Raw genomic sequence first — 18,590 nt, forward strand, 5'->3', positions numbered from 1 at the left:
GACCAGCGCGCTGTGCATGGCCTGCAGCGCAGTCATCCGGCCCATCACCGCCGGGGCTTGCTTGCCTTGCACCAGCGCCGGTTCCAGGGCCAGCACGGCGCCGCTCTGGCCAGCGATGGCGTTGAGCGTCACGGCCAGGGGGGCCGCCGGCAAGTTGAACGACTGGAGCTGCTCCTGGGCCTGGCTGTTCAGGGCAGCCACGGCGAAGGCAGCGGGAAGGACATGGAACCAAGGGTTGCGCACGGAATTCTCCTGATTGTGTTGGCGTGTCAGGAGATAGGTGGGACAAGAAATGAAAACCGGACACAAATAAGAGTGATTTTCAAAAAATATTCATTCTTGGTTCCGGGGGCGGATCAGTGTGAGCCAGGGGCTGTAGCGATCGATCCTGATCGGCAGGGTCTCCGCCAGGGCGCTGAGGGCTCGTTCCGGCTGATCCAGAGGGAACACGCCCTGCACCCGGAGATGGCCGACCGACGGGGCTACCCGCACGTAGCCCCGGCAGTAAGGGCGCAGGGCGGCGATCACCTGCTCCAGGGAGTCATCCAGTACGTTGAGGCGACCGTTGAGCCAATCGCCGCGATACCGCTGGTCCTGATCCAGCAGTTCGATACGTTCGGGGTGCAGCAGGGCGGCCTGGCCCTGTTGCAGATCGCGTTCATCGCCCGTCAACAGGCGCAGCCGCACCGAGTGCTCCAGCACGACAACCCGGGTGGCAGCGGCTTCCTGGCTCACCAGGAAACGGGTGCCCAAGGCCTGGACCTGGCCCTGGGCGCTGCGCACTCGCAGTGGTCGCCGCGGGTCGGCGGCCACCTGGATCAGCAACTCGCCATGGCGCAGGATCACCAGTCGTTGCTGGTCGTCGAAGCGCAGGTCCACGGCGCTGTCGGCGTTCAGGCTCAGGCGGCTGCCGTCGGCCAGGGTGAAGTCCCGGCGCTGGCCGCGGCCGGTACTGACATCCGCCAGCAGGGTTTCGCCATACCGAGTCTGGGCCCCCAGCCACAGGCCGCCGCCCAGCAGGCCGAGTCCGGCCAGGCCGCGCAACAGTTGGCGTCGTGAGCGGTGGGGGCCGAGCAGCAGTTGTCGGGCTTCGCCAGCCTGCCCTGGCAGGCGTCGGTCGAGAGCACGCAAGGTATTGAATGATGTGCCAAGCCGTTCCTGCAGGTGATTCCAGGCCTGGGCGTGGGCCGGGTCGCTGGCCAGCCAGGTGGCCAGGGCCTGCTCCAGGCGCGGGTCCGGGTCGCCGGCGCGCAGCCGCACCATCCAGTCGATGGCCTGTTCGGTCAGCGGGTCCAGGGGTTGCCGGCTCACAGGGCCAGCTCACTCAGGTAGCACTGGCGCAGGGCCTGCTTCATGTAGCGGCTGACGGTGCGTTCGGACAACTCCAGCTTGCGGGCGATGGCCACGTAGCTCAGGCCATCGAGCTGGCTGTAGAGAAACGCGGTCTTGACGATCAGTGGCAGGCCGTCCAGCGCCCGGTCGATGGCCACCAGGGCCTCGACCAGCAGCAACTGTTCCTCGGGGGAGGGTGCCAGCAGTTCCGGCAGGGCAGACAAGCGTTGCAGGTAGGCCTGTTCCAGCTGGCGTCGGCGATGGCGATCGAACATCAAACGCCTGGCGATGGTGGACAGGTAGGCCCGTGGCTGCTCGATGCTGTCCGGGTCGACCTCGGCCGCGAGCAACTGGCAGAAGGTGTCGGCGGCGGTGTCTTCGGCGTCGGCGCGGTTGCCCAGGCGCCTGTGAATATGCTGCAGCAGCCAACGGTGATGGTCGCTGAAAAAGAAGCCCAGCTTGTTGCTCGAAGATGAATGCACCGTTGCCTGCCGAGATGTGAGTGTGAATCGTTCTCAATAGTACAGGGGCGCGCCGGAGGACCGCAATCGTTGCATGTGAGCGCTGAAGTTCTCGCCGATCATGGCGCTATGGAAGGGCAGGAGTGGCTGGACACGCCTGCCGATCTCAGGTGCGGGACTGCTGTCCAGTCAGCTTTCACGACCATGCGCAGCGGCGGCCAGCTGTCCGGTATCGACCCGCACGAAGACCGAATCGCCAATGGCGGTCAGCACATCGCCGGCATACACCTCGCAGATCACCTGGCTCTTGCGGCCTACTTCACCCTCGACCCTGGCGCGCAGGGTCAGGGGCACGCCCATGGGGGTGGGCTTGATGAACTTGATGCCCAGGTTGCCGGTGACGCAGTCGATGCGTGGCAGGCTGCCGGGCTCGCGCTGTTCGTTGCGGTAGTGGTAGGCCATGGCGGTCCAGTTGGAGTGGCAGTCCACCAGCATGGCGATCAGGCCGCCGTAGACCAGGTCCGGCCAGCCGCAGTACTTGGCGTCGGGCAGGTGCTCGGCGACCACGTGCACACCGTCTTCATGCCAGTGGCTCTTGATGTGCAGGCCGTGGTGGTTGCTGCTGCCGCAGCCGAAACAGACGCCCTCGGGGGCGGTGGTGTCTTGCAGGGAAGTCTCGTGCATGGTTGTTCTTCTTGTCCTTGACGATGGTCTGGCAGGTCTTGCAGCCGGTCATGATGCCTGTGCCATTGCTGACCGCCAAGGCTCAGTGCAGTGCCGCGGCGTAGCGGCCGGCCAGTGTCTTTGTGACGCATTAATTGTGGCGAGTGTCGTAGGCTCTGTACGAAAACTACCTGCGCTTCGATCATGCTGCGCACTACGCGCCTTCGGCGCTACGTAGAAACAGGCTCGGAATGCTCATGTAGGCCCCTACACTCCGCTTCCTCGCCTGTTTTTGCCTTGCCTGATCTTTGCTCGGCAGCTTTCGTACAGACCCTGGTGCGTCGCGGTTTTTCCGAGGGCCGGGACAGCCGCTCCGGCCAAGACAGGCTGATGCCGTAATGATATTCTTGCGCTGAATCGGTTCATCGTTTGTGCAGAAATACCTCCCCTATGCTTTGCTTCAAGTGGCCTGATCGGGTCCTTGCAAGCGAGCGGGAGTGTCTGGGCAAACTCGCCGAATGCAATGTCAGGCAGTGTTCGTCTACCTCTTTTGGTTGACCCCGACCCTTCTTTGTCCTGCTGGCCCCGTGTAGACGGGTGTCAGTGTTGTGCGTCGAGCCCAGTCCGGTGTCGATGAAAAGGAGTGGGGCGTTTTTGCCCGTTGGTTTGCGTCCCGTGACGTGTCCTGAGAAACAAGTGTCACTCAAGTAGCTGAAGCCAAAAACGACAAGAAGTCAGCGCCGGAGCGATATAAAACTGAGGTCGAGCCAGTCTCGTCGGCCTTGTGTGCCCACCCTCCAGTTCTTTTGAATGCGTTCATCCAGTACCTGCGAAATGCCTGTTTCGCAATGCACTGAGTTCGCAGGATCGAGGATGGGGCGGCGGATGGCGTTCTATCGTAGGTACTACAGAATGTTGAAGAAAGTGAACACGGCCCTGATCGGGCTGGCGATGTCGATAGGCCTCACGTCCGCGCACGCGGCTGAGCCGAAGAAAGTGGATGTGCTGCTGATCGGTGGCGGCATCATGAGTTCGACCCTCGGGGTCTGGCTCAATGAGCTGCAGCCCGATTGGTCCATGGAGATGGTTGAGCGCCTGGATGGCGTGGCTGAAGAAAGCTCCAACGGCTGGAACAACGCCGGTACCGGTCACTCCGCTTTGGCCGAGCTGAACTACACCCCGGAAGGCAAGGACGGCAAGATCGAGATCGCCAAGGCCATCGAGATCAACGAAGCGTTCCAGATTTCCCGGCAGTTCTGGTCGTGGCAGGTCAAGAACGACGTGCTGAAGAACCCGCGTTCGTTCATCAACTCCACGCCGCACATGAGCTTCGTCTGGGGCGATGACAACATCAAGTTCCTCAAGGCCCGCTACGAGGCCCTGCAGGCCAGCCCGCTGTTCAGCGGCATGCAGTACTCCGAAGACGCCGAGCAGATCAAGAAGTGGGTTCCACTGATGATGGAAGGTCGTGATCCGGCGCAGAAGATCGCTGCGACCTGGACCCCGATCGGCACCGACGTCAACTTCGGCGAGATCACTCGCCAGTTCGTTGCCCACCTGCAAGCCCAGCCGAACTTTGCCCTCAAGCTGTCCAGCGAAGTGCAGGACATCGAGCGCAACAAAGACGGCTCGTGGCGCGTGACCTACAAGAACCTCAAGGACGGTTCGAAAACCGAAACCGACGCCAAGTTCGTGTTCATCGGCGCCGGCGGCGGTGCCCTGCACCTGCTGCAGAAGTCGGGCATTCCTGAAGCCAACGAATACGCCGGCTTCCCGGTGGGTGGCTCGTTCCTGGTGACCGAGAATGCCAGCGTGGCCGAGCAGCATCTGGCCAAGGCCTACGGCAAGGCTTCGGTGGGCGCTCCGCCGATGTCGGTTCCGCACCTGGACACTCGCGTGCTGGACGGCAAGCGGGTCATCCTGTTCGGCCCATTCGCCACCTTCTCCACCAAGTTCCTCAAGGAAGGTTCGTACTTCGACCTGCTGACCAGCACCACTACCCACAACTTCTGGCCGATGACCAAAGTCGGTATCGAGCAGTACCCGTTGGTGGAATACCTGGCCGGCCAGCTGATGCTGTCGGATGACGACCGCTTCGCCGCCCTGAAGGAATACTTCCCCAACGCCAAGCAGGAAGACTGGCGTCTGTGGCAGGCCGGTCAGCGCGTGCAGATCATCAAGCGTGACGAAGAGAAGGGCGGCGTGCTGAAACTGGGCACCGAGATCGTTGCTTCCCAGGACGGCAGCATCGCCGGCCTGCTGGGCGCTTCCCCAGGTGCCTCGACCGCCGCGCCGATCATGCTCAGCGTGCTGGAAAAGGTGTTCAAGGACAAAGTGGCGACTCCGGCCTGGCAGGAAAAACTGCACCAGATCGTACCGAGCTACGGTACTGCCCTGAACGACAGCCCTGAGCGTGTGGCCAAAGAATGGGCCTACACCGCCGAAGTGCTGCAGTTGACCCCGCCACCACCGGTCAAGGGCGCTGCACCTCAGGCTCCGGCCAGCATGGCCAAGCCAGAGAGCAACCCAGCGGCCGACATGGCGCTGTAAGCCCTCGGCCCCGCCCGCGTTCGTCGGGCGGGGCACCGCGGATGCCCTGGTGCATCCGTATCCTCTGCCGGTTGCGGCCATGGCCGCAGCCAGCCAGTCTCTTTCTCCCGATCCCATCCGCGCTTTTTCGCCGATGCACGCGCCCGATGCGCTGCCCGGTTGTGCGCCTGTGTCACCCGCGCCGGGTTATCATGGCGCGCCCGCCGTAGCCGGGCATGCCCCAACCCTCGGAGTCACCGCCTCGATGTCCAGCATCACCCTGTTCCAAGCCCCACCGCCCGAAGCCATCCAGAGCCAGATCCAGCAGATGGTGGTGGACTACATCACCGACGTCAGCGCGGTGGCCATCGCCCCGAGCAATCCGCTGTACAACCTGTACCAGTACGGCGTCGGCTATGAGGTGCACCTGTACCTGCAGGCCATGGACGGTTCCCGGGGGATCGCGGTGGAGCTGGTGGTGGCCACCGACCCGCAGGCCCCCGACCAGGTGCTGGGTTTCACCCTGTACCTGCCGGTCAAGGACGATCCCCAGGCCTGCGCCGTGGCTTACATGGCGGTGCTGCAAGGCCATCGGCGCCAGGGCATTGCCCGGCAGATGCTGCAAGCCATGCTGGCGCGTTACCCCCATGCGGAACTTGCCTGCAACGTGGCCAAGGTGGGGTGTTTCGAGGCCCTGGGCTTCCAGTTGCTGGGCGCCCGCGGCCCGCAGGTGCTGATGAACACCCGGGACCACGGCAGCGATGGCCTGCTGGCGGTGCTGGATGTGGCACCGATCTACCAGTCGGTGGAAGTGCGGCAGATCCACACCTACCTGCTGGCCCAGCACGGGCGCAAGGCCATGCTGGAAGCGGAGAAAAAGCGCGACCGCCAGCTGGACCAGATGACCCGCCAGGCCCGGGCACTGGTGTGTGAGCGCCTCGGGGAAGCGGCCCTGTACAACTCGCGGGCGCCGCACTTGATCAACTGATCGGCTTGCTTGTCTTTGCCCGGATGCCTGTTTAATCTTGCGAAAACACGCATTAGCGGGCATTAGCATGCAGAATCAGCACCCGGCGGCCGAGCTGCCATCCTTGCGTAGGCAAAAAATCCTCTTGCTGCTGGAGCGTGACGGCAAGGTCATGGCCGCCGAACTGAGCCGGCATTTCGCAGTGTCCGAAGACACCATCCGCCGCGATCTGGCAGAGCTGGATGCCGGCGGCCTGGTGCAACGGGTCCATGGCGGTGCGCTGCCCCGGCCCAAGGACAGCGGCAAGGACTACTTCACTCGGGTTGGCGAAACCAGCGAGGCGAAAGTGCGCCTGGCGCAGTTCGCCGTGCAGTGGGTGCGCGATGGCCAGACGGTGCTGTTCGATTCCGGCTCCACCACCCTGCACATCGCCCAGTCGCTGCCGGCGGGCATCAGCCTGACCGCGGTCACCGCCTCGCCGATGATTGCCGTGGCCCTGGCCGAGTACCCCAAGGTCAGGGTGATTCTCGCCGGTGGCCAGCTCAACCCGGCAACCCTGTCCGCCAGCGGCCATGAAGCACTGCGGATGATCCAGGGCATCAAGGCCGACCTTATGTTCACCGGCGTCTGCGCGATCCACCCGGAGATCGGCATCAGCTCCCTGCATTTTGACGAGGTGCCGATCAAGCAGGCGATGTTCGATAGCGCCAGTGAGGTCATTGCCGTGACCACCGCCGACAAGCTCGGGGCCATGGAGCCCTTCGTCGTGGTGCCGTGCAACCGTCTGCAGCGGCTGGTGACCGAGCGGGAAGTGCCAGAGGTGGATATCGAAGGTTATCGCCAGTTGGGGATCGAGGTGCTGCTGGCTTGAGCCGCCCCAGGACGGGCTGTGGACGGCTCAACGGGCTGTCAGTTCTTGAACGCCGAGTGCTTGCGCCCCTGGTCGAAGAGGGCAAACACCATCACCAGCACGGCGGAGACGGCGAGAATGATCACCACGCCGTCGGTGGAGTGGGTGGCTGACGCGGTGACCAGGGACAGGGCCCCCAGCGGGGCCAGGCCGCCGGCAATGGCGGTGCCGATCTCGCGCCCGGTGCCAAAGCCCGAGGAACGGGTCGCGGTGGGGAACTGGCGGCTGAGGAACGAACCCTGGGGCGCGAACATCATCGGCGCCAGGATGCCGGTACCGACACCGATGGCGATGTAGATCATCAGGCTCTCGCCGGTGTTGAGCAGGGCCAGGAACGGGTAGGCGAACAGCAGCGAGAACACCCCGCCCAGAATCAGTACCGTCTTGCTGCTCCACTTGTCGCAGAGCCAGCCGAAGAAGGGCACGGCGACGATGGCGATCAGGCTGGCGATGGTCACCGACAGCGAGGTGACGTGCACATCGACATTCTTGTACTGGGTCAGGTAGGCCAGGGAGAAGGTCTTGAAGATGTAGCTCAGGGCGTTGTAGCCAATGGCGACGAAGAACACCACCGCCAGGCCCTTGAGGTCGTTCTTGAACAGTGCCTTGAGGGGCGAGGGCTTGGCCTTCTGACTTTCCTTGCTCAGCTCCTTGAACTCCGGGGTTTCCGGAATGCTGTTGCGCACCCACAGGCCGACCGCCACCAGGACGATGCTGCACACGAAGGGAATGCGCCAGCCGCCGGCCAGGAGGAAGTCGTTGCCGTTGATGGTCAACAGGTAAATGGTCAGCGACGACAGCAGCAGGCCCAGGTTCAGCCCCAGCGCCGGCCAGGCACCCTGGCTGCCGCGTTTGCCTTCGCTGGCGTGTTCATAGGAGGTGACCGCTGCGCCGGACAGTTCGGCGCCGGCCCCCAGGCCCTGGATGATGCGGATCGCCACCAGCAGGATCGGTGCCCAGATGCCGATGGAGGCGTAGCTGGGGATCAGGCCGATCAGTGCGGTGCATACGCCCATCAGGCAGAAGGTCAGTACCAACACCTGCTTGCGGCCGAACTTGTCCCCCAGGTAGCCGAACAGGATGCCGCCGAAAGGACGGGCGATAAAGCCGATGGCAAAGGTGGAGAAGGCCATCAGCGTGGCGCTTTTCGGGTTGCTGTTATCGAAGAAGATCTTCGAGAAGACGATGGCCGCCATGGTGGCGTAGAGGTAGAAGTCGTACCACTCCAGCATCGAGCCGAAGATGGTGGCCGCCGCGACCTTGCGCAGGCGTTTCTTGGTTTGTTGTGGGGTTTCCGCTGCAGTACTGCTGGTTTCAACTGCGCTCATTTCCGTACTTCCTCATGAATCATTGTATTTATTGTCGAGTTGACGCGGGTCTTGCTCGGTGTGCTCCAAAGGGACTGCCGAGGGGTATTTCGGCGACACGGGGCCCCGCAGACAGTGCCGGAGCGCTGAATGTGAAGGCGTAATGCGCAGGGTTTCAGTCGGCCTTGAAAATCTTGTCGGCAATCATCGAACCAATGGGAATCGCCGAAGTGGCGGCGGGCGAGGGCGCGTTGCATACGTGCAACATGCGTGGGGTCTGGGCAAACAGGAAGTCGTGCACCAGGCTGCCGTCACGCATCACTGCCTGGGCGCGAATCCCCGCCTCGTAGGGCAGCAGGTCGGAGACTTCCAGGGACGGGCAGTACTTGCGGCACTGTTCCAGGTAGCCGGACTTGAACAGTGAATTCTTCATCTCGGAGGTGCCGGAACCCAGGTTCTGCCAGATGGTTTTCCAGAAGCCGGGGAAGCTGGCGTACTGCGCCACGTCACGCCAGTTGATGGAGAACTTCTTGTAGTTCTCCCGGCCCAGACCCAGCACCGCGTTGGGGCCGACGGTGACGCTGCCGTCGATCATGCGGGTCAGGTGCACGCCGAGGAATGGCAACTCCGGATCGGGGATCGGGTAGATCAGGTGATTGACGATGTTGTTCTTCGAGGCCGGCAGACGGAAGTATTCGCCGCGGAAGGGGATGATCTGGTGGTCGATTTTCACCCCGGCCAGGGTCGCCAGGCGATCCGATTGCAGGCCGGCACAGACCACCAGTTTCTTCGCCTGCCAGTTGCCGCCATGGCTGTTGACCGTGACGCTGTCGGCGCTTTCCTGGATCGCGGTGACGGTCTGGCTGAGGCAGATTTCTCCGCCGTCGCGGCGGATCACCCGGGCCATGGTTTCGCAGACTTCGCGGTAGTCGACGATGCCGGTGGCGTCGAGGAACAGCCCGCCGAGGCCGACGATGTTCGGCTCACGCTGACGCAGTTGCTCGGCGTCCAGGCGCTCCACCTTCAGGCCGTTCTGTTGCGAGCGTTGGTACAGGGCTTCCATGCGCTGCACTTCCAGGGCGTTGGAGGCCACCAGCACCTTGCCGCAGACCTCGAACTTGATCCCGTGCTCGCTGCAGAACTGTTTGGTGGCCTCGGCGCCGCGTTTGCACAGATCGGCCTTGAGGCTGCCGGGCGCGTAGTAGATGCCGGCGTGGATCACCCCGCTGTTGTGCCCGGTCTGGTGCTTGGCCAGGACGTTTTCCTTTTCCAGGATCACCAGCGAAGCGCCGGGCTGGCGCTTGAGGATCTCCATGGCCGTGGCCAGTCCGACGATGCCGCCGCCGATGATGCAAAAGTCGTAAATCATGGTTCTGGGTACCTTGGATCAATACGTTTCAGGTCTGGTTATCAGGTTGTCAGACTAAGTAGGCCGACAAAAACGCAGGCGTGTTGCCTGCGTTCTGTAGCTGTGTTCAATCGAGAGTAGGCAACTCCAGGCCCAGGCGCTTGGCCGCGGCACGCAAGTGAGCATCGGCACAACCGGCGGCGGCCTGACGATCGCCGGCGGCAATGGCCTGGTACAGCGCCTGGTGTTCCTGGGTCGCATCGGCGGAGCCGCCGACCTGGCGCCGCGCCGAGTTTTCCCAGGCGGTCTTGCGGGCGCTGGCCAACTGGCTGCGCAAAAAGTCATGGAAGGCCACGAAGTAGTCGTTCTTGCTGGCTTCGGCGATGGCCCGGTGAAACTCCACGTCGGCCAAGGCAGCAGCGTCGAAATCGCTGCGCTTGTCGTGCATTTCCTGCAGGGCGTCCTGCATGCGCTGCAGATCGGCAGCATCGCGGCGCTGGGCGGCAATCGACGCGGCCTGGGTTTCGATCCACAGGCGCATTTCAAACATCTGCGCCAGATCCGGCAGGCGTCCATCGGCCTGGGGGAAGCGGAACACCGTTCCGGCAGGGGTCTTGGAAATGTACGACCCCAGGCCGCGCCGGGCGATCAGCACGCCATCGGCCTTGAGCTGGGCAATGGCTTCACGCACCACCGAGCGGCTGACATTCAGCTGCTCGGCCAGTTGCTGTTCAGTGGGCAGGCGCGACTCGGGAGCCAGGCGGCCGGAGTCGATCTCGGTGCGGATCGCATTGACCACACGCACAACGAGAGAGTCGGGACGCTGGAGTTCAAGCATGGAGAAACCTTGGTAGTCAGGTTGTCAGACAATAGCCGTTGGGATTTTTCGCTGTCAAGAAAAACCCACAGGACAGCGCCCTTGCCGGCCGGTGGGTTGCGGCTCCGAATCAGCAGGCGGTGCCTGGATTTCAACGCGATGGCGCTGCGTAAAACCCCGGGCACCGGGCGGGTGATTTCGCATAAGATTCCGCGCTTGGGTCTTCATGGATAGGGCAGGTACGCGTGAACTGGGATGATCTGCGGATTTTCATTGCCGTGGCCAACGCCAACAACATCACCGATGCAGGGCAGGCGCTGAAGGTCTCGGCGTCGACGGTCTCGCGCAAGATCCTGATGCTGGAAGAGGCGTTGAGCACGCTGTTGTTTGTGAAGAACACCCAAGGCTATTTCCTCACCGAGGCCGGTCGAGCCCTGTTGCCCATGGCGCTTGAAACCGAGGAGCGTTTTCGCCTGATGGAGCGCCAGATGTCCCAGCCCGGCGCGCGCATGGCCGGGGTCGTGCGCATTGACTGCCCGGAGCTGATGGGCAGCCACCTGATCATTCCCGCCCTGGCGGAGTTTCGCGCACGCCACCCGCAGATCAGCTTCGATTTCGTCAATTCGGCGCGCTCGGTGAAGCTGACCCAGAGTCACAGTGATGTGCTGGTGCGCCTGCATCGGCCCGAAGCCGGCAACTTCACTCTGCGCCGGGTGGGCGCACTGACCCAGGCGCTGTTCTGTTCCCAGGGCTATGCGGCCACCCAGGGTTGTCCCGACGAACCCGGGCAGTTGCGCCAGCACTCGCTGATCGGCTGGAACGAGTCCCTGGCGCACATGCCCCTGGCCCGTTGGCTGGACCAGCTCAGCGGCGGCCAGCCGTTGTGGATGCGCACCGGCAATCTGGAGGCGCAGCTCAAGGCGGTGCAGGCGGACCTGGGGATCGCCGCCTTGCCGGCCTACATCGCCGAACCCTTGGGCTTGTGCCGGGTGTTGCCGCAGATGGCGCCGCACCGGGCGGATATCTGGCTGTTGCGCAACCTGGCGACCCAGGGCCAGGAGCGGGTTGATCGGGTGGTGGCGTTTCTCGGCGACTTGCTGGCGCGCCACGGCTTGCACGGGGAGTGAGGGGGCGCATCCACCCGGATCAGGCAGTGCCTTGGCGCAGGAAGATCCAGATCGCTACCGTCATCAATATCAGTCCAAACAGGGCGTTCTGCGCCAGCAGCAAGCGTGGCCGGCTGCGTAGCAGCCCTTGCAGGCTTGCACCCAGGCAGGCCCAGAGCAGGTGACCCAATAGATTCACTGCAATCAGTGCAACGCTGAGCAGCGGCACCACGGCGCTACCTGCATCGGTGCCCGGGCTGAAGGTAGAGAACATCACCAGCAACATCACCAGGCCCTGCACATTGCCCAGTTGCAGTATCACGCCGTCACGAAACTGCAGCGCTGCTGCACCCTCGCCGGGCTTGCGCAAAGGCCGCAGTAACAGGCGCAGGCCCAGCCAGAAAATATACAGGCTGCCGGCGACCCGCAGCCCCCACAGCAACTGCGGCTGGTTCGCGAGGCTGTGATACAGCCCCAACCCCACCAGCAGGGCCAGCAGCAGATAGGTCAGGTCGAGCCCGAGAATAAAGCGCAGGGAACGGCGCACGCCGCTCTGGGCGCCGGAGCTGGCCACCATCAGGTTGCCGGGTCCGGCGCTCAGGGCCATGGGCAGCATGGTGGACAGCCACAGCGGCCAGTTGATGTCGGATACAGGTGGCACGGAAGGCTCCTCAGGGGCGGTGCGGATTGCACCGGTGCCAGCTTAAGACGCCACCGTGGCTGGGGTTACCGCCAGGAATGGAAAGCGGTTTTGCAAGTCGGCGTTCAGTCCTCGTTCGAGTGCGGCAGCGCTCCCTGCAACCACTCACAGAAGCTACGGGTCAGCGCACTGCCCTCGCTGTCCCGATGAACCAGCCAGGACCAGGTCGGGCCGCGCACGCTCTGATCGCATAGAGGCACCAGCAGGTCCTGGCGGCGGGCCTGTTGCGCCAGCAACTGGCTGACCAGGGCAATCCCGTGACCGGAGCAGGCGGCGTCCAGGAGCAACCCGGGATCGGAAAAGTTCAGGCCGTTGCTGCGCTGGCCGATGTCTGCACCGCCTTCCACCACCCAGTGGCTCCAGTCCATTTCCCGTTCGCCATGCAAGGTGGTGCGCAGCTCCCGGGGCTGCTCCAGCAGGGACGGGTGACAGGCCGGGTACAGGCGATCGCGGTACAGCTCCAGGTAGCTGCACTCGGCCTGGGCGCTGAGGTCATCGCGCAGGGTCAGGTCGATGGTCTGGGTGCTCATGTCCGGCGGCTCGAAGCTGGTGAACAGCCACAGGTCCACCTCGGGGTGCAGGCGATGGAACTCCCCCAGGCGTGGCAGCAACCAGTGACGGGCAAAGGCCGGGCTGGTGTTGACCACCAATTGGTTGGGCTTGCGGTACTGCTCGAGACGGCGGATGCCCACCGCCAGTTGCTGTAGCAAGGACTGGGTGGTGCTGCGCAGGTCATGCCCGGCATCGGTGAGGGTGACGCTGCGGCCGCTGCGGTAGAACAGCGGCTGTTCGAGAAAGGTTTCCAGGCTGCGGATCTGCTGGCTGATGGCCGACTGGGTGAGGTGCAGTTCTTGCGCGGCCTTGTGGAAACTGCCCAGGCGCGCGGCGGCTTCGAAGCCGCGCAGGGCATTCAGGGGAGGCCAGTGTTTCAACATGATTGATAAGCCTTGCTGATCAGAATTGCGCTAAATCTATCGTTTGTTGAGGGTTTTTCAAAGCCATAGCATGGACGCCATGGTTCGACTCTGTTGGTCGATTGATAACAAAACCTTACTTGAGAGGTGCAGCCCCATGCCGAGCAATCACAGTCAAACCCAGGGTTGGAGGATGCCCGCCGAGTGGGCGCCCCACGCCGCGACCTGGATGGTCTGGCCCCACAATCAGGCGCTGTGGGAGTCGGTCTGGGGCGTGACCCTGGCCGAGGTGCAGGCGGATTTCGCTCGGGTGGCCAATGCCATTGCCCGCTTCGAGCCGGTGAAACTGGTGGTGGACCCGGCGGCCCTGGACAGTGCCCGCGCGCTGTGCGGCGGCAATATCGAGCTGATTCCCCAGGCGGTGAATGACAGCTGGTGCCGCGACTCCGGGCCGAGCTTTATCTGCCATCCGCAGCAGGGACTGGCCGGGGTCAGTTGGCGCTTCAATGCCTGGGGCGACAAGTCGGCCCACGACTTGGATCGCAGCCTGGCCCGGCGCCTGCTGGACGAGCTGGGGCGGCCCAGTTTCGGTAGCCCGCTGGCCAACGAAGGCGGGGCCATCCACGTGGACGGCGAGGGCACCCTGATCACCACCGAGTCGGTGCTGCTCAACCCCAATCGCAACCCGGGCCTGAGCAAGGCCGAGATCGAGGACGTCTTCAGTCGTTTGCTGGGGGTGCGCAAGACCATCTGGCTGCCGGGTGACCCGGACCATGTCACGGGTGACATGACTGATGGCCATGTCGACGGGGTGTGCGCCTTCGCGCGCCCGGCGGTGTTGTTGGTGGATGCTACTCATAATCAGGAGTCGGTGTACGCCGAAGTGGTACGCGAGAACCGCCGGGCCCTGGAACTGGCCCGGGATGCCCAGGGGCGCAGCTTCGAGCTGATCGAGCTGTTCGAGGCCAGTGCAGCGGTGGACGCCCGGGCCGAGGTGTTCTGCGCGTCCTACACCAACTTCTACCTGGCCAATGGCGCGGTGATCATGCCGGCCTACGGCATCGCCGCCGATCAGGCGGCGGCCCAGGTATTGGCCCGGGCTTTCCCCGGGCGGGAAGTGGTGCCGGTACGGATCAACCACCTGGCCCACGGCGGCGGTGGCGTGCACTGCATCACCCAGCAGCAGCCGCTGTGGCCGCTGGAGGTACAGGCATGAGCCGGTTGATCGTCGCTACCATCCAGATGCCTTGCACCTGGGACCTGCCGGGCAACCTCGATCGCGCCGAACAATGGGTGCGGGAAGCGGCGGCCCAAGGTGCCCAGGTGATCCTTCTGCAGGAACTGTTCGCCACGCCGTATTTCTGCATCGAGCAACAGCACCAGCACCTGGCCCTGGCCGAGGACTATGCCGGCAGCCGGGTACTCAAGCGCTTCGCCGCCCTGGCCCGGGAGCTGGGGGTGGTGCTGCCCCTGAGCTGGTTCGAGCGGGCCGGTACGGCCTACTTCAATTCCCTCAGCGTCGCCGACGCCGACGGGCGCCTGTTGGGGGTGTACCGCAAGACCCATATTCCCAACGCCGTGGGTTATCAGGAGAAGGAATACTTCAGCCCCGGCGACACCGGTTTCCGGGTCTGGGACACGGCTTTCGGGCGCCTGGGGATCGGCATCTGCTGGGACCAGTGGTTCCCCGAGACCGCCCGCTGCCTTGCCTTGCAAGGGGCCCAGGTGTTGCTGTTTCCCACGGCCATCGGTACCGAGCCGGGAGCGGCCGACCTGGATTCACGGGACCACTGGCAGATGACCATGCGCGGACATGCTGCGGCCAATCTGCTGCCCGTGGTGGCGGCCAACCGCATCGGTCGCGAAGTGGCCACCAGTGATCCGGCGCTGCATATGGATTTCTATGGCTCCTCCTTTATCTGTGATCACAAGGGCCGCCTGCTGGCCGAGGCCGACCGCACGACCGATGGCGTGCTGTTGCACAGCCTGGACTTGGCGGCCATGGCCGAAGAACGCCGCACCTGGGGCATCTTCCGTGACCGGCGCCCGGAGATGTACGGACCACTGCTGAGCCTCGATGGACAACACATCCACCCCCACTGGAATACCCGGGAGGCATGACATGCAACCGACTGGCAAACCCCGCTTGCAGGCACTCGGCTGGTTGCTCGCCGCGACCCTGGTATCGACCCAGGCCCGGGCCGAAGCCGAGGACAAGACCCTGCGCCTGTACAACTGGGCCGACTATTTCGCCGCCGATACCCTGAGTCGCTTTACCGCCGAAACCGGGATCAAGGTGATCTACGACGTCATGGAAAGCAGCGAAGTGCTGGAGGCCAAGCTGATGACGGGCGGCAGCGGCTACGACCTGATCTTTCCCGGCGACACCGTCGCCGAGCGGCTGATGCGCGCCGGCAGCCTGCAGACCCTGGACCCGAGCAAACTGAGCGGCCAGGACGACATCGAACCCGGCCTGCAAAGACTGCGTGTCCAGTACCCCCGTGCCAGCCAGGCGACGGTGCCCTACACCTGGGGCACCATCGGCTTGACCTATAACGCGCAGCAGATCGCCGAGCGCCTGCCCAATGCCCCGGTGAACAGCCTGGACCTGCTGTTCAAGCCGGAGCTGGCGAGCAAGTTTGCCGACTGCGGGATCTCGGTCATCGATTCGCCGGATGAAGTGCTGGCGGTGGCGCTCAACTACCTGGGGCGCGAGCCCCGCAGCGCCAAACCGGCGGACCTGCAAGCCGCCGGCGAACTGCTGGGCAAGCTGCGGCCCTACATCCGCAAATTCCAGTCGCAGCCAGTGACCGACCTGGTCAACGGCAATCTGTGCCTGTCCCTGGGTTATAGCGGCGACATGACCCAGGCCCAGCGCGCTGCCGATGCCGCGGGGAAAAAGGTCGACTTCCAGTACCGCATCCCCCGTGAAGGCACCACGGTGTGGATGGACACCATGGCGATCCCCAGGGACGCCCGGCACCCGGAGTACGCCTATGCCTTCATCAACTTCGTCATGCGCCCGCAGAACATGGCGGCCATCAGCAACTCCACCGGCTATCCCACGGCCAATGCCAAGGCCCGACCCGCTGTCGATCCGCTGATGCGCGACAACCCGGACATCTACCCGGATCAAGCCGGCTTCGAACGCCTGCTCCCTGGCCGGGACATCCCCCAGGCCGACATGCGCGCCCGGATGCGCGCCTGGACCAAGTTCAAGACAGCGACAGCGCCAAGCCCCTGAACCCGTGCCGGCAGGCGGCAGTGCGGTTCGCCGGCAAGCCGGCTCCTACAATGTCCGGGTAGGAGCGGGCTTGCCCGTGAAGGCGCCTGTGAGCACATCGCCTGCTGCTGTACCCCCTTCAGCATCCACCCAGAGAATTGCCTATGCCCACCCGACGTGAACTTATCAAACAGGCCTCGCTGCTGGCCGGTATCGCTGCCATGACCCGCCTGGGGCTGGATGCCCGCCAAGCCCGGGCCCAGGAGCAGGACGACTGGTACCTGCCCGACGAAGGCGATCGCCAGCAGCGGGCCTTCATGGCGTTCGGTGCCCAGGATGCCATCTGGGAAGACTTCACCCGTGACGTTCAGCAGGCCCAGGGGCGTATCGCCCGAGCCATCGCCGCCTATCAACCCCTGACCCTGTTCTGCCGCGAAGAGGAGCGCGACCTGGCCGAAACACTGTGCGGGACGCATAACATCAGCTACGTGCTCACCGAGCTGGACGACATCTGGATGCGCGATATCGGCGCCAACTTCGTCACCAACTCCCAGGGCCAACTGGGCGCGGTGGACTTCAACTTCAATGGCTGGGGCAACAAGCAGCGCCATGCCCGGGATGCCCGGTTGGCGCGGCACATGGCCGACGCCGCCGATGCCCGTTACCTGCGCAGCGAACTGGTGGGTGAGGGTGGCGGTCTCGAAGTGGACGGACACGGCACCGGGATCATGACCGAAAGCAGCTGGATCAACGGCAACCGCAACCCGGGCTGGAGCAAGGCCGAGGTAGAGGCTGAACTCAAGGCTTGTCTCGGCTTGCGCAAGATCATCTGGTTGCCGGGGATCAAGGGCCGGGACATCACCGATGCCCACGTCGACTTCTATGCGCGTTTCGTCAGGCCCGGGGTGGTGGTGGCCAACCTCGACAACGACCCGGACTCCTACGACCACCAAGTGACCCTCAAGCACCTGGAGATCCTGCGCAATGCCAGCGATGCCGATGGGCGTCAGCTCCAGGTGCATACCCTGTCGCCGCCGCTCAATCCGCGTCGCAGCCGCTTCAGTCGTGACAACCCGGACTTCGCGGCGGGCTACATCAATTATTTCGTGATCAATGGCGCGGTGATCGCGCCGCAGTTCGGCGATCCGGCGGCGGATACCAAGGCCCTGGCGTTACTGGAGAGCCTGTACCCCGGGCGGCAAATGGTGCAGTTGGACATAGACGCCATCGCGGCGGGAGGCGGGGGAATTCACTGCGTGACCCACCAGCAGCCCGAGGTGTGAGGTTCGAAGGCGGTGGCAAAAGTGGTCTGCTCTTTTTGATTGAACTGGACTGATCAAGCCCGCCATTCAAGCCATAAGCTGGCGCTCTTCACCACCCAGGGGCTGACGCCTGGAGTGGGTTTTCAACAGGAGAGTGCAATGAGTGATCAACAACACGCAGTGACGATACGGCCGATTCAGCCTGGCGATTATCAGCAGTGGTTGCAGCTGTGGCTGGCGTATCAGGACTTCTATCAGGTGACGCTGGACGAACAGGTCAGTGTGCTTGCCTTCGAGCGGTTCTGCGATCCGCAGGAGCCGGTGTTTTCTGCGGTGGCGGTGCAGGGTGATGAGCTGATCGGTTTCGTCAACTCGGTGTTGCACCGTTCGACCTGGGCGGTAACCGACTTCTGTTATCTGGAGGACCTGTATGTTGCTCCTGCGGTGCGGGGCAGTGGTGCGGGGAAACTGTTGATCGAGTGGGTGCAGGCCTTTGCCCGGGAGCGGCGGTGTGGGCGGTTGTATTGGCATACCCAGGAGAGCAACAAGCGGGCGCAGAGGTTGTATGACTGGGTGGCGCACAAGCCCGGGGTTATTGAGTATCGAATGGGGTTGTGAGGCGGAGGGGGGGCTTTGGGGCTTTTTTTTGGGGGGGCATATCCTTTGCTGCGGGTGCGGCGGCTTATGGTTTCGCCCTTACGGCGAGTCACTTTGGAAAGAGCCCAAAGTAACCAAAGGCTCCTGCCCCTCCACTCGGTGCCTCGCCTAGGCTCGGCATGCCCTCACTCCGGCATTGATCCGTGGGCCGCCGCCACCGGCCATCCCTGGCCGGGTGGCGGCTAACCCGGCATCCCTGCCGGGTTACCCACGGCTCAATGCCTGCGTTCGGCCATCGTGGTTAACGGGGCGTTCAGATCAAGATCAAGATCAAGAGCGCGACGGCGGCCTTGCGGCCGGCCTGAAGATGGAATGGGGCGTCCCTCCCACCACCTCCCGTAGGAGCTGGCTTGCCAGCGAAGACGTCCGCCCAGACGCTGCATGACTCACGGGC

The 18,590-nt window shown here is 63.9% G+C and carries 18 protein-coding genes; 9 read left to right on the plus strand and 9 right to left on the minus strand.

Going from position 1 to position 18,590, the window contains the following annotated elements; translation table 11 throughout:
• The 4 genes from BLX41_RS34860 to BLX41_RS09025 form a co-directional block, all read right to left on the minus strand.
• Positions 1–243, minus strand: a 243-nt coding sequence (locus tag BLX41_RS34860; RefSeq protein ID WP_259744591.1) for a hypothetical protein, incomplete at its 3' end; no start/stop codon positions are given.
• Between the two features lie 90 nt (positions 244–333).
• Positions 334–1,311, minus strand: coding sequence for a FecR family protein (locus BLX41_RS09015; protein WP_123724586.1), 978 nt, complete (start codon positions 1,309–1,311; stop codon positions 334–336).
• Entirely contained in the window at positions 1,308–1,814 is a 507-nt protein-coding gene (locus BLX41_RS09020) for a sigma-70 family RNA polymerase sigma factor (RefSeq protein ID WP_102864273.1), read from the minus strand. Before BLX41_RS09020 ends, BLX41_RS09015 begins: the two co-directional genes overlap by 4 nt.
• Positions 1,815–1,982: 168 nt before the next feature.
• Positions 1,983–2,477, minus strand: coding sequence for a PaaI family thioesterase (locus BLX41_RS09025; RefSeq protein ID WP_123724587.1), 495 nt, complete (start codon positions 2,475–2,477; stop codon positions 1,983–1,985).
• 891 nt (positions 2,478–3,368) lie between these two features.
• On the opposite strand from BLX41_RS09025, the gene mqo reads away from it, so the two are divergent.
• The 3 genes from mqo (at position 3,369) to BLX41_RS09040 (ending at position 6,823) form a co-directional block, all read left to right on the plus strand.
• Positions 3,369–5,006, plus strand: a complete 1,638-nt coding sequence (gene mqo, locus BLX41_RS09030) for a malate dehydrogenase (quinone) (protein ID WP_123724588.1) — start codon at positions 3,369–3,371, stop codon at positions 5,004–5,006.
• Between the two features lie 244 nt (positions 5,007–5,250).
• Complete coding sequence (locus tag BLX41_RS09035) at positions 5,251–5,973, plus strand: GNAT family N-acetyltransferase (protein WP_123724589.1); 723 nt, start codon at positions 5,251–5,253, stop codon at positions 5,971–5,973.
• Positions 5,974–6,040: 67 nt separating this feature from the next.
• Positions 6,041–6,823, plus strand: coding sequence for a DeoR/GlpR family DNA-binding transcription regulator (locus BLX41_RS09040; protein ID WP_123724590.1), 783 nt, complete (start codon positions 6,041–6,043; stop codon positions 6,821–6,823).
• Positions 6,824–6,861: 38 nt separating this feature from the next.
• Here BLX41_RS09040 and BLX41_RS09045 read toward each other — a convergent pair whose 3' ends face one another.
• The 3 genes from BLX41_RS09045 to BLX41_RS09055 form a co-directional block, all read right to left on the minus strand.
• Complete coding sequence (locus BLX41_RS09045; protein ID WP_123724591.1) at positions 6,862–8,190, minus strand: MFS transporter; 1,329 nt, start codon at positions 8,188–8,190, stop codon at positions 6,862–6,864.
• 154 nt (positions 8,191–8,344) lie between these two features.
• Complete coding sequence (lhgO, locus tag BLX41_RS09050) at positions 8,345–9,538, minus strand: L-2-hydroxyglutarate oxidase (protein WP_123724592.1); 1,194 nt, start codon at positions 9,536–9,538, stop codon at positions 8,345–8,347.
• Positions 9,539–9,644: 106 nt separating this feature from the next.
• Positions 9,645–10,355 (minus strand): FadR/GntR family transcriptional regulator, encoded by a 711-nt coding sequence (locus tag BLX41_RS09055; protein ID WP_123724593.1) that lies wholly within the window; start codon positions 10,353–10,355, stop codon positions 9,645–9,647.
• 224 nt (positions 10,356–10,579) lie between these two features.
• On the opposite strand from BLX41_RS09055, the gene BLX41_RS09060 reads away from it, so the two are divergent.
• Positions 10,580–11,461 carry a LysR family transcriptional regulator gene (locus tag BLX41_RS09060; RefSeq protein WP_123724594.1) on the plus strand — a complete coding sequence of 294 codons (882 nt, stop codon included), beginning with the start codon at positions 10,580–10,582 and terminating at the stop codon, positions 11,459–11,461.
• Between the two features lie 19 nt (positions 11,462–11,480).
• Here BLX41_RS09060 and BLX41_RS09065 read toward each other — a convergent pair whose 3' ends face one another.
• The gene (locus BLX41_RS09065; protein WP_123724595.1) at positions 11,481–12,101 is read right to left on the minus strand and encodes a LysE family translocator; all 621 of its coding nucleotides are present in this window, start codon (positions 12,099–12,101) and stop codon (positions 11,481–11,483) included.
• Positions 12,102–12,205: 104 nt separating this feature from the next.
• Entirely contained in the window at positions 12,206–13,075 is an 870-nt protein-coding gene (locus BLX41_RS09070; RefSeq protein ID WP_123724596.1) for a LysR family transcriptional regulator, read from the minus strand.
• A gap of 136 nt (positions 13,076–13,211) precedes the next feature.
• On the opposite strand from BLX41_RS09070, the gene BLX41_RS09075 reads away from it, so the two are divergent.
• From BLX41_RS09075 to BLX41_RS09095, 5 genes are all read left to right on the plus strand, one after another.
• Positions 13,212–14,270 (plus strand): agmatine deiminase family protein, encoded by a 1,059-nt coding sequence (locus BLX41_RS09075; RefSeq protein WP_123724597.1) that lies wholly within the window; start codon positions 13,212–13,214, stop codon positions 14,268–14,270.
• Positions 14,267–15,175 carry an N-carbamoylputrescine amidase gene (aguB, locus tag BLX41_RS09080; protein ID WP_123724598.1) on the plus strand — a complete coding sequence of 303 codons (909 nt, stop codon included), beginning with the start codon at positions 14,267–14,269 and terminating at the stop codon, positions 15,173–15,175. The genes BLX41_RS09075 and aguB overlap by 4 nt, the downstream gene beginning before the upstream one ends.
• Position 15,176: 1 nt before the next feature.
• On the plus strand, positions 15,177–16,298 hold the full coding sequence (locus BLX41_RS09085) for an extracellular solute-binding protein (protein WP_123724599.1): 1,122 nt from the start codon (positions 15,177–15,179) through the stop codon (positions 16,296–16,298).
• Positions 16,299–16,441: 143 nt separating this feature from the next.
• Positions 16,442–17,560 carry an agmatine deiminase family protein gene (locus BLX41_RS09090; protein WP_123724600.1) on the plus strand — a complete coding sequence of 373 codons (1,119 nt, stop codon included), beginning with the start codon at positions 16,442–16,444 and terminating at the stop codon, positions 17,558–17,560.
• A gap of 138 nt (positions 17,561–17,698) precedes the next feature.
• The gene (locus BLX41_RS09095) at positions 17,699–18,157 is read left to right on the plus strand and encodes a GNAT family N-acetyltransferase (protein WP_123724601.1); all 459 of its coding nucleotides are present in this window, start codon (positions 17,699–17,701) and stop codon (positions 18,155–18,157) included.
• Positions 18,158–18,590 lie beyond the last annotated feature (433 nt).

It is taken from the genome of Pseudomonas protegens (genome assembly GCF_003732485.1).
In the GTDB taxonomy this organism is placed as follows: Bacteria; Pseudomonadota; Gammaproteobacteria; order Pseudomonadales; family Pseudomonadaceae; genus Aquipseudomonas; species Aquipseudomonas protegens_B.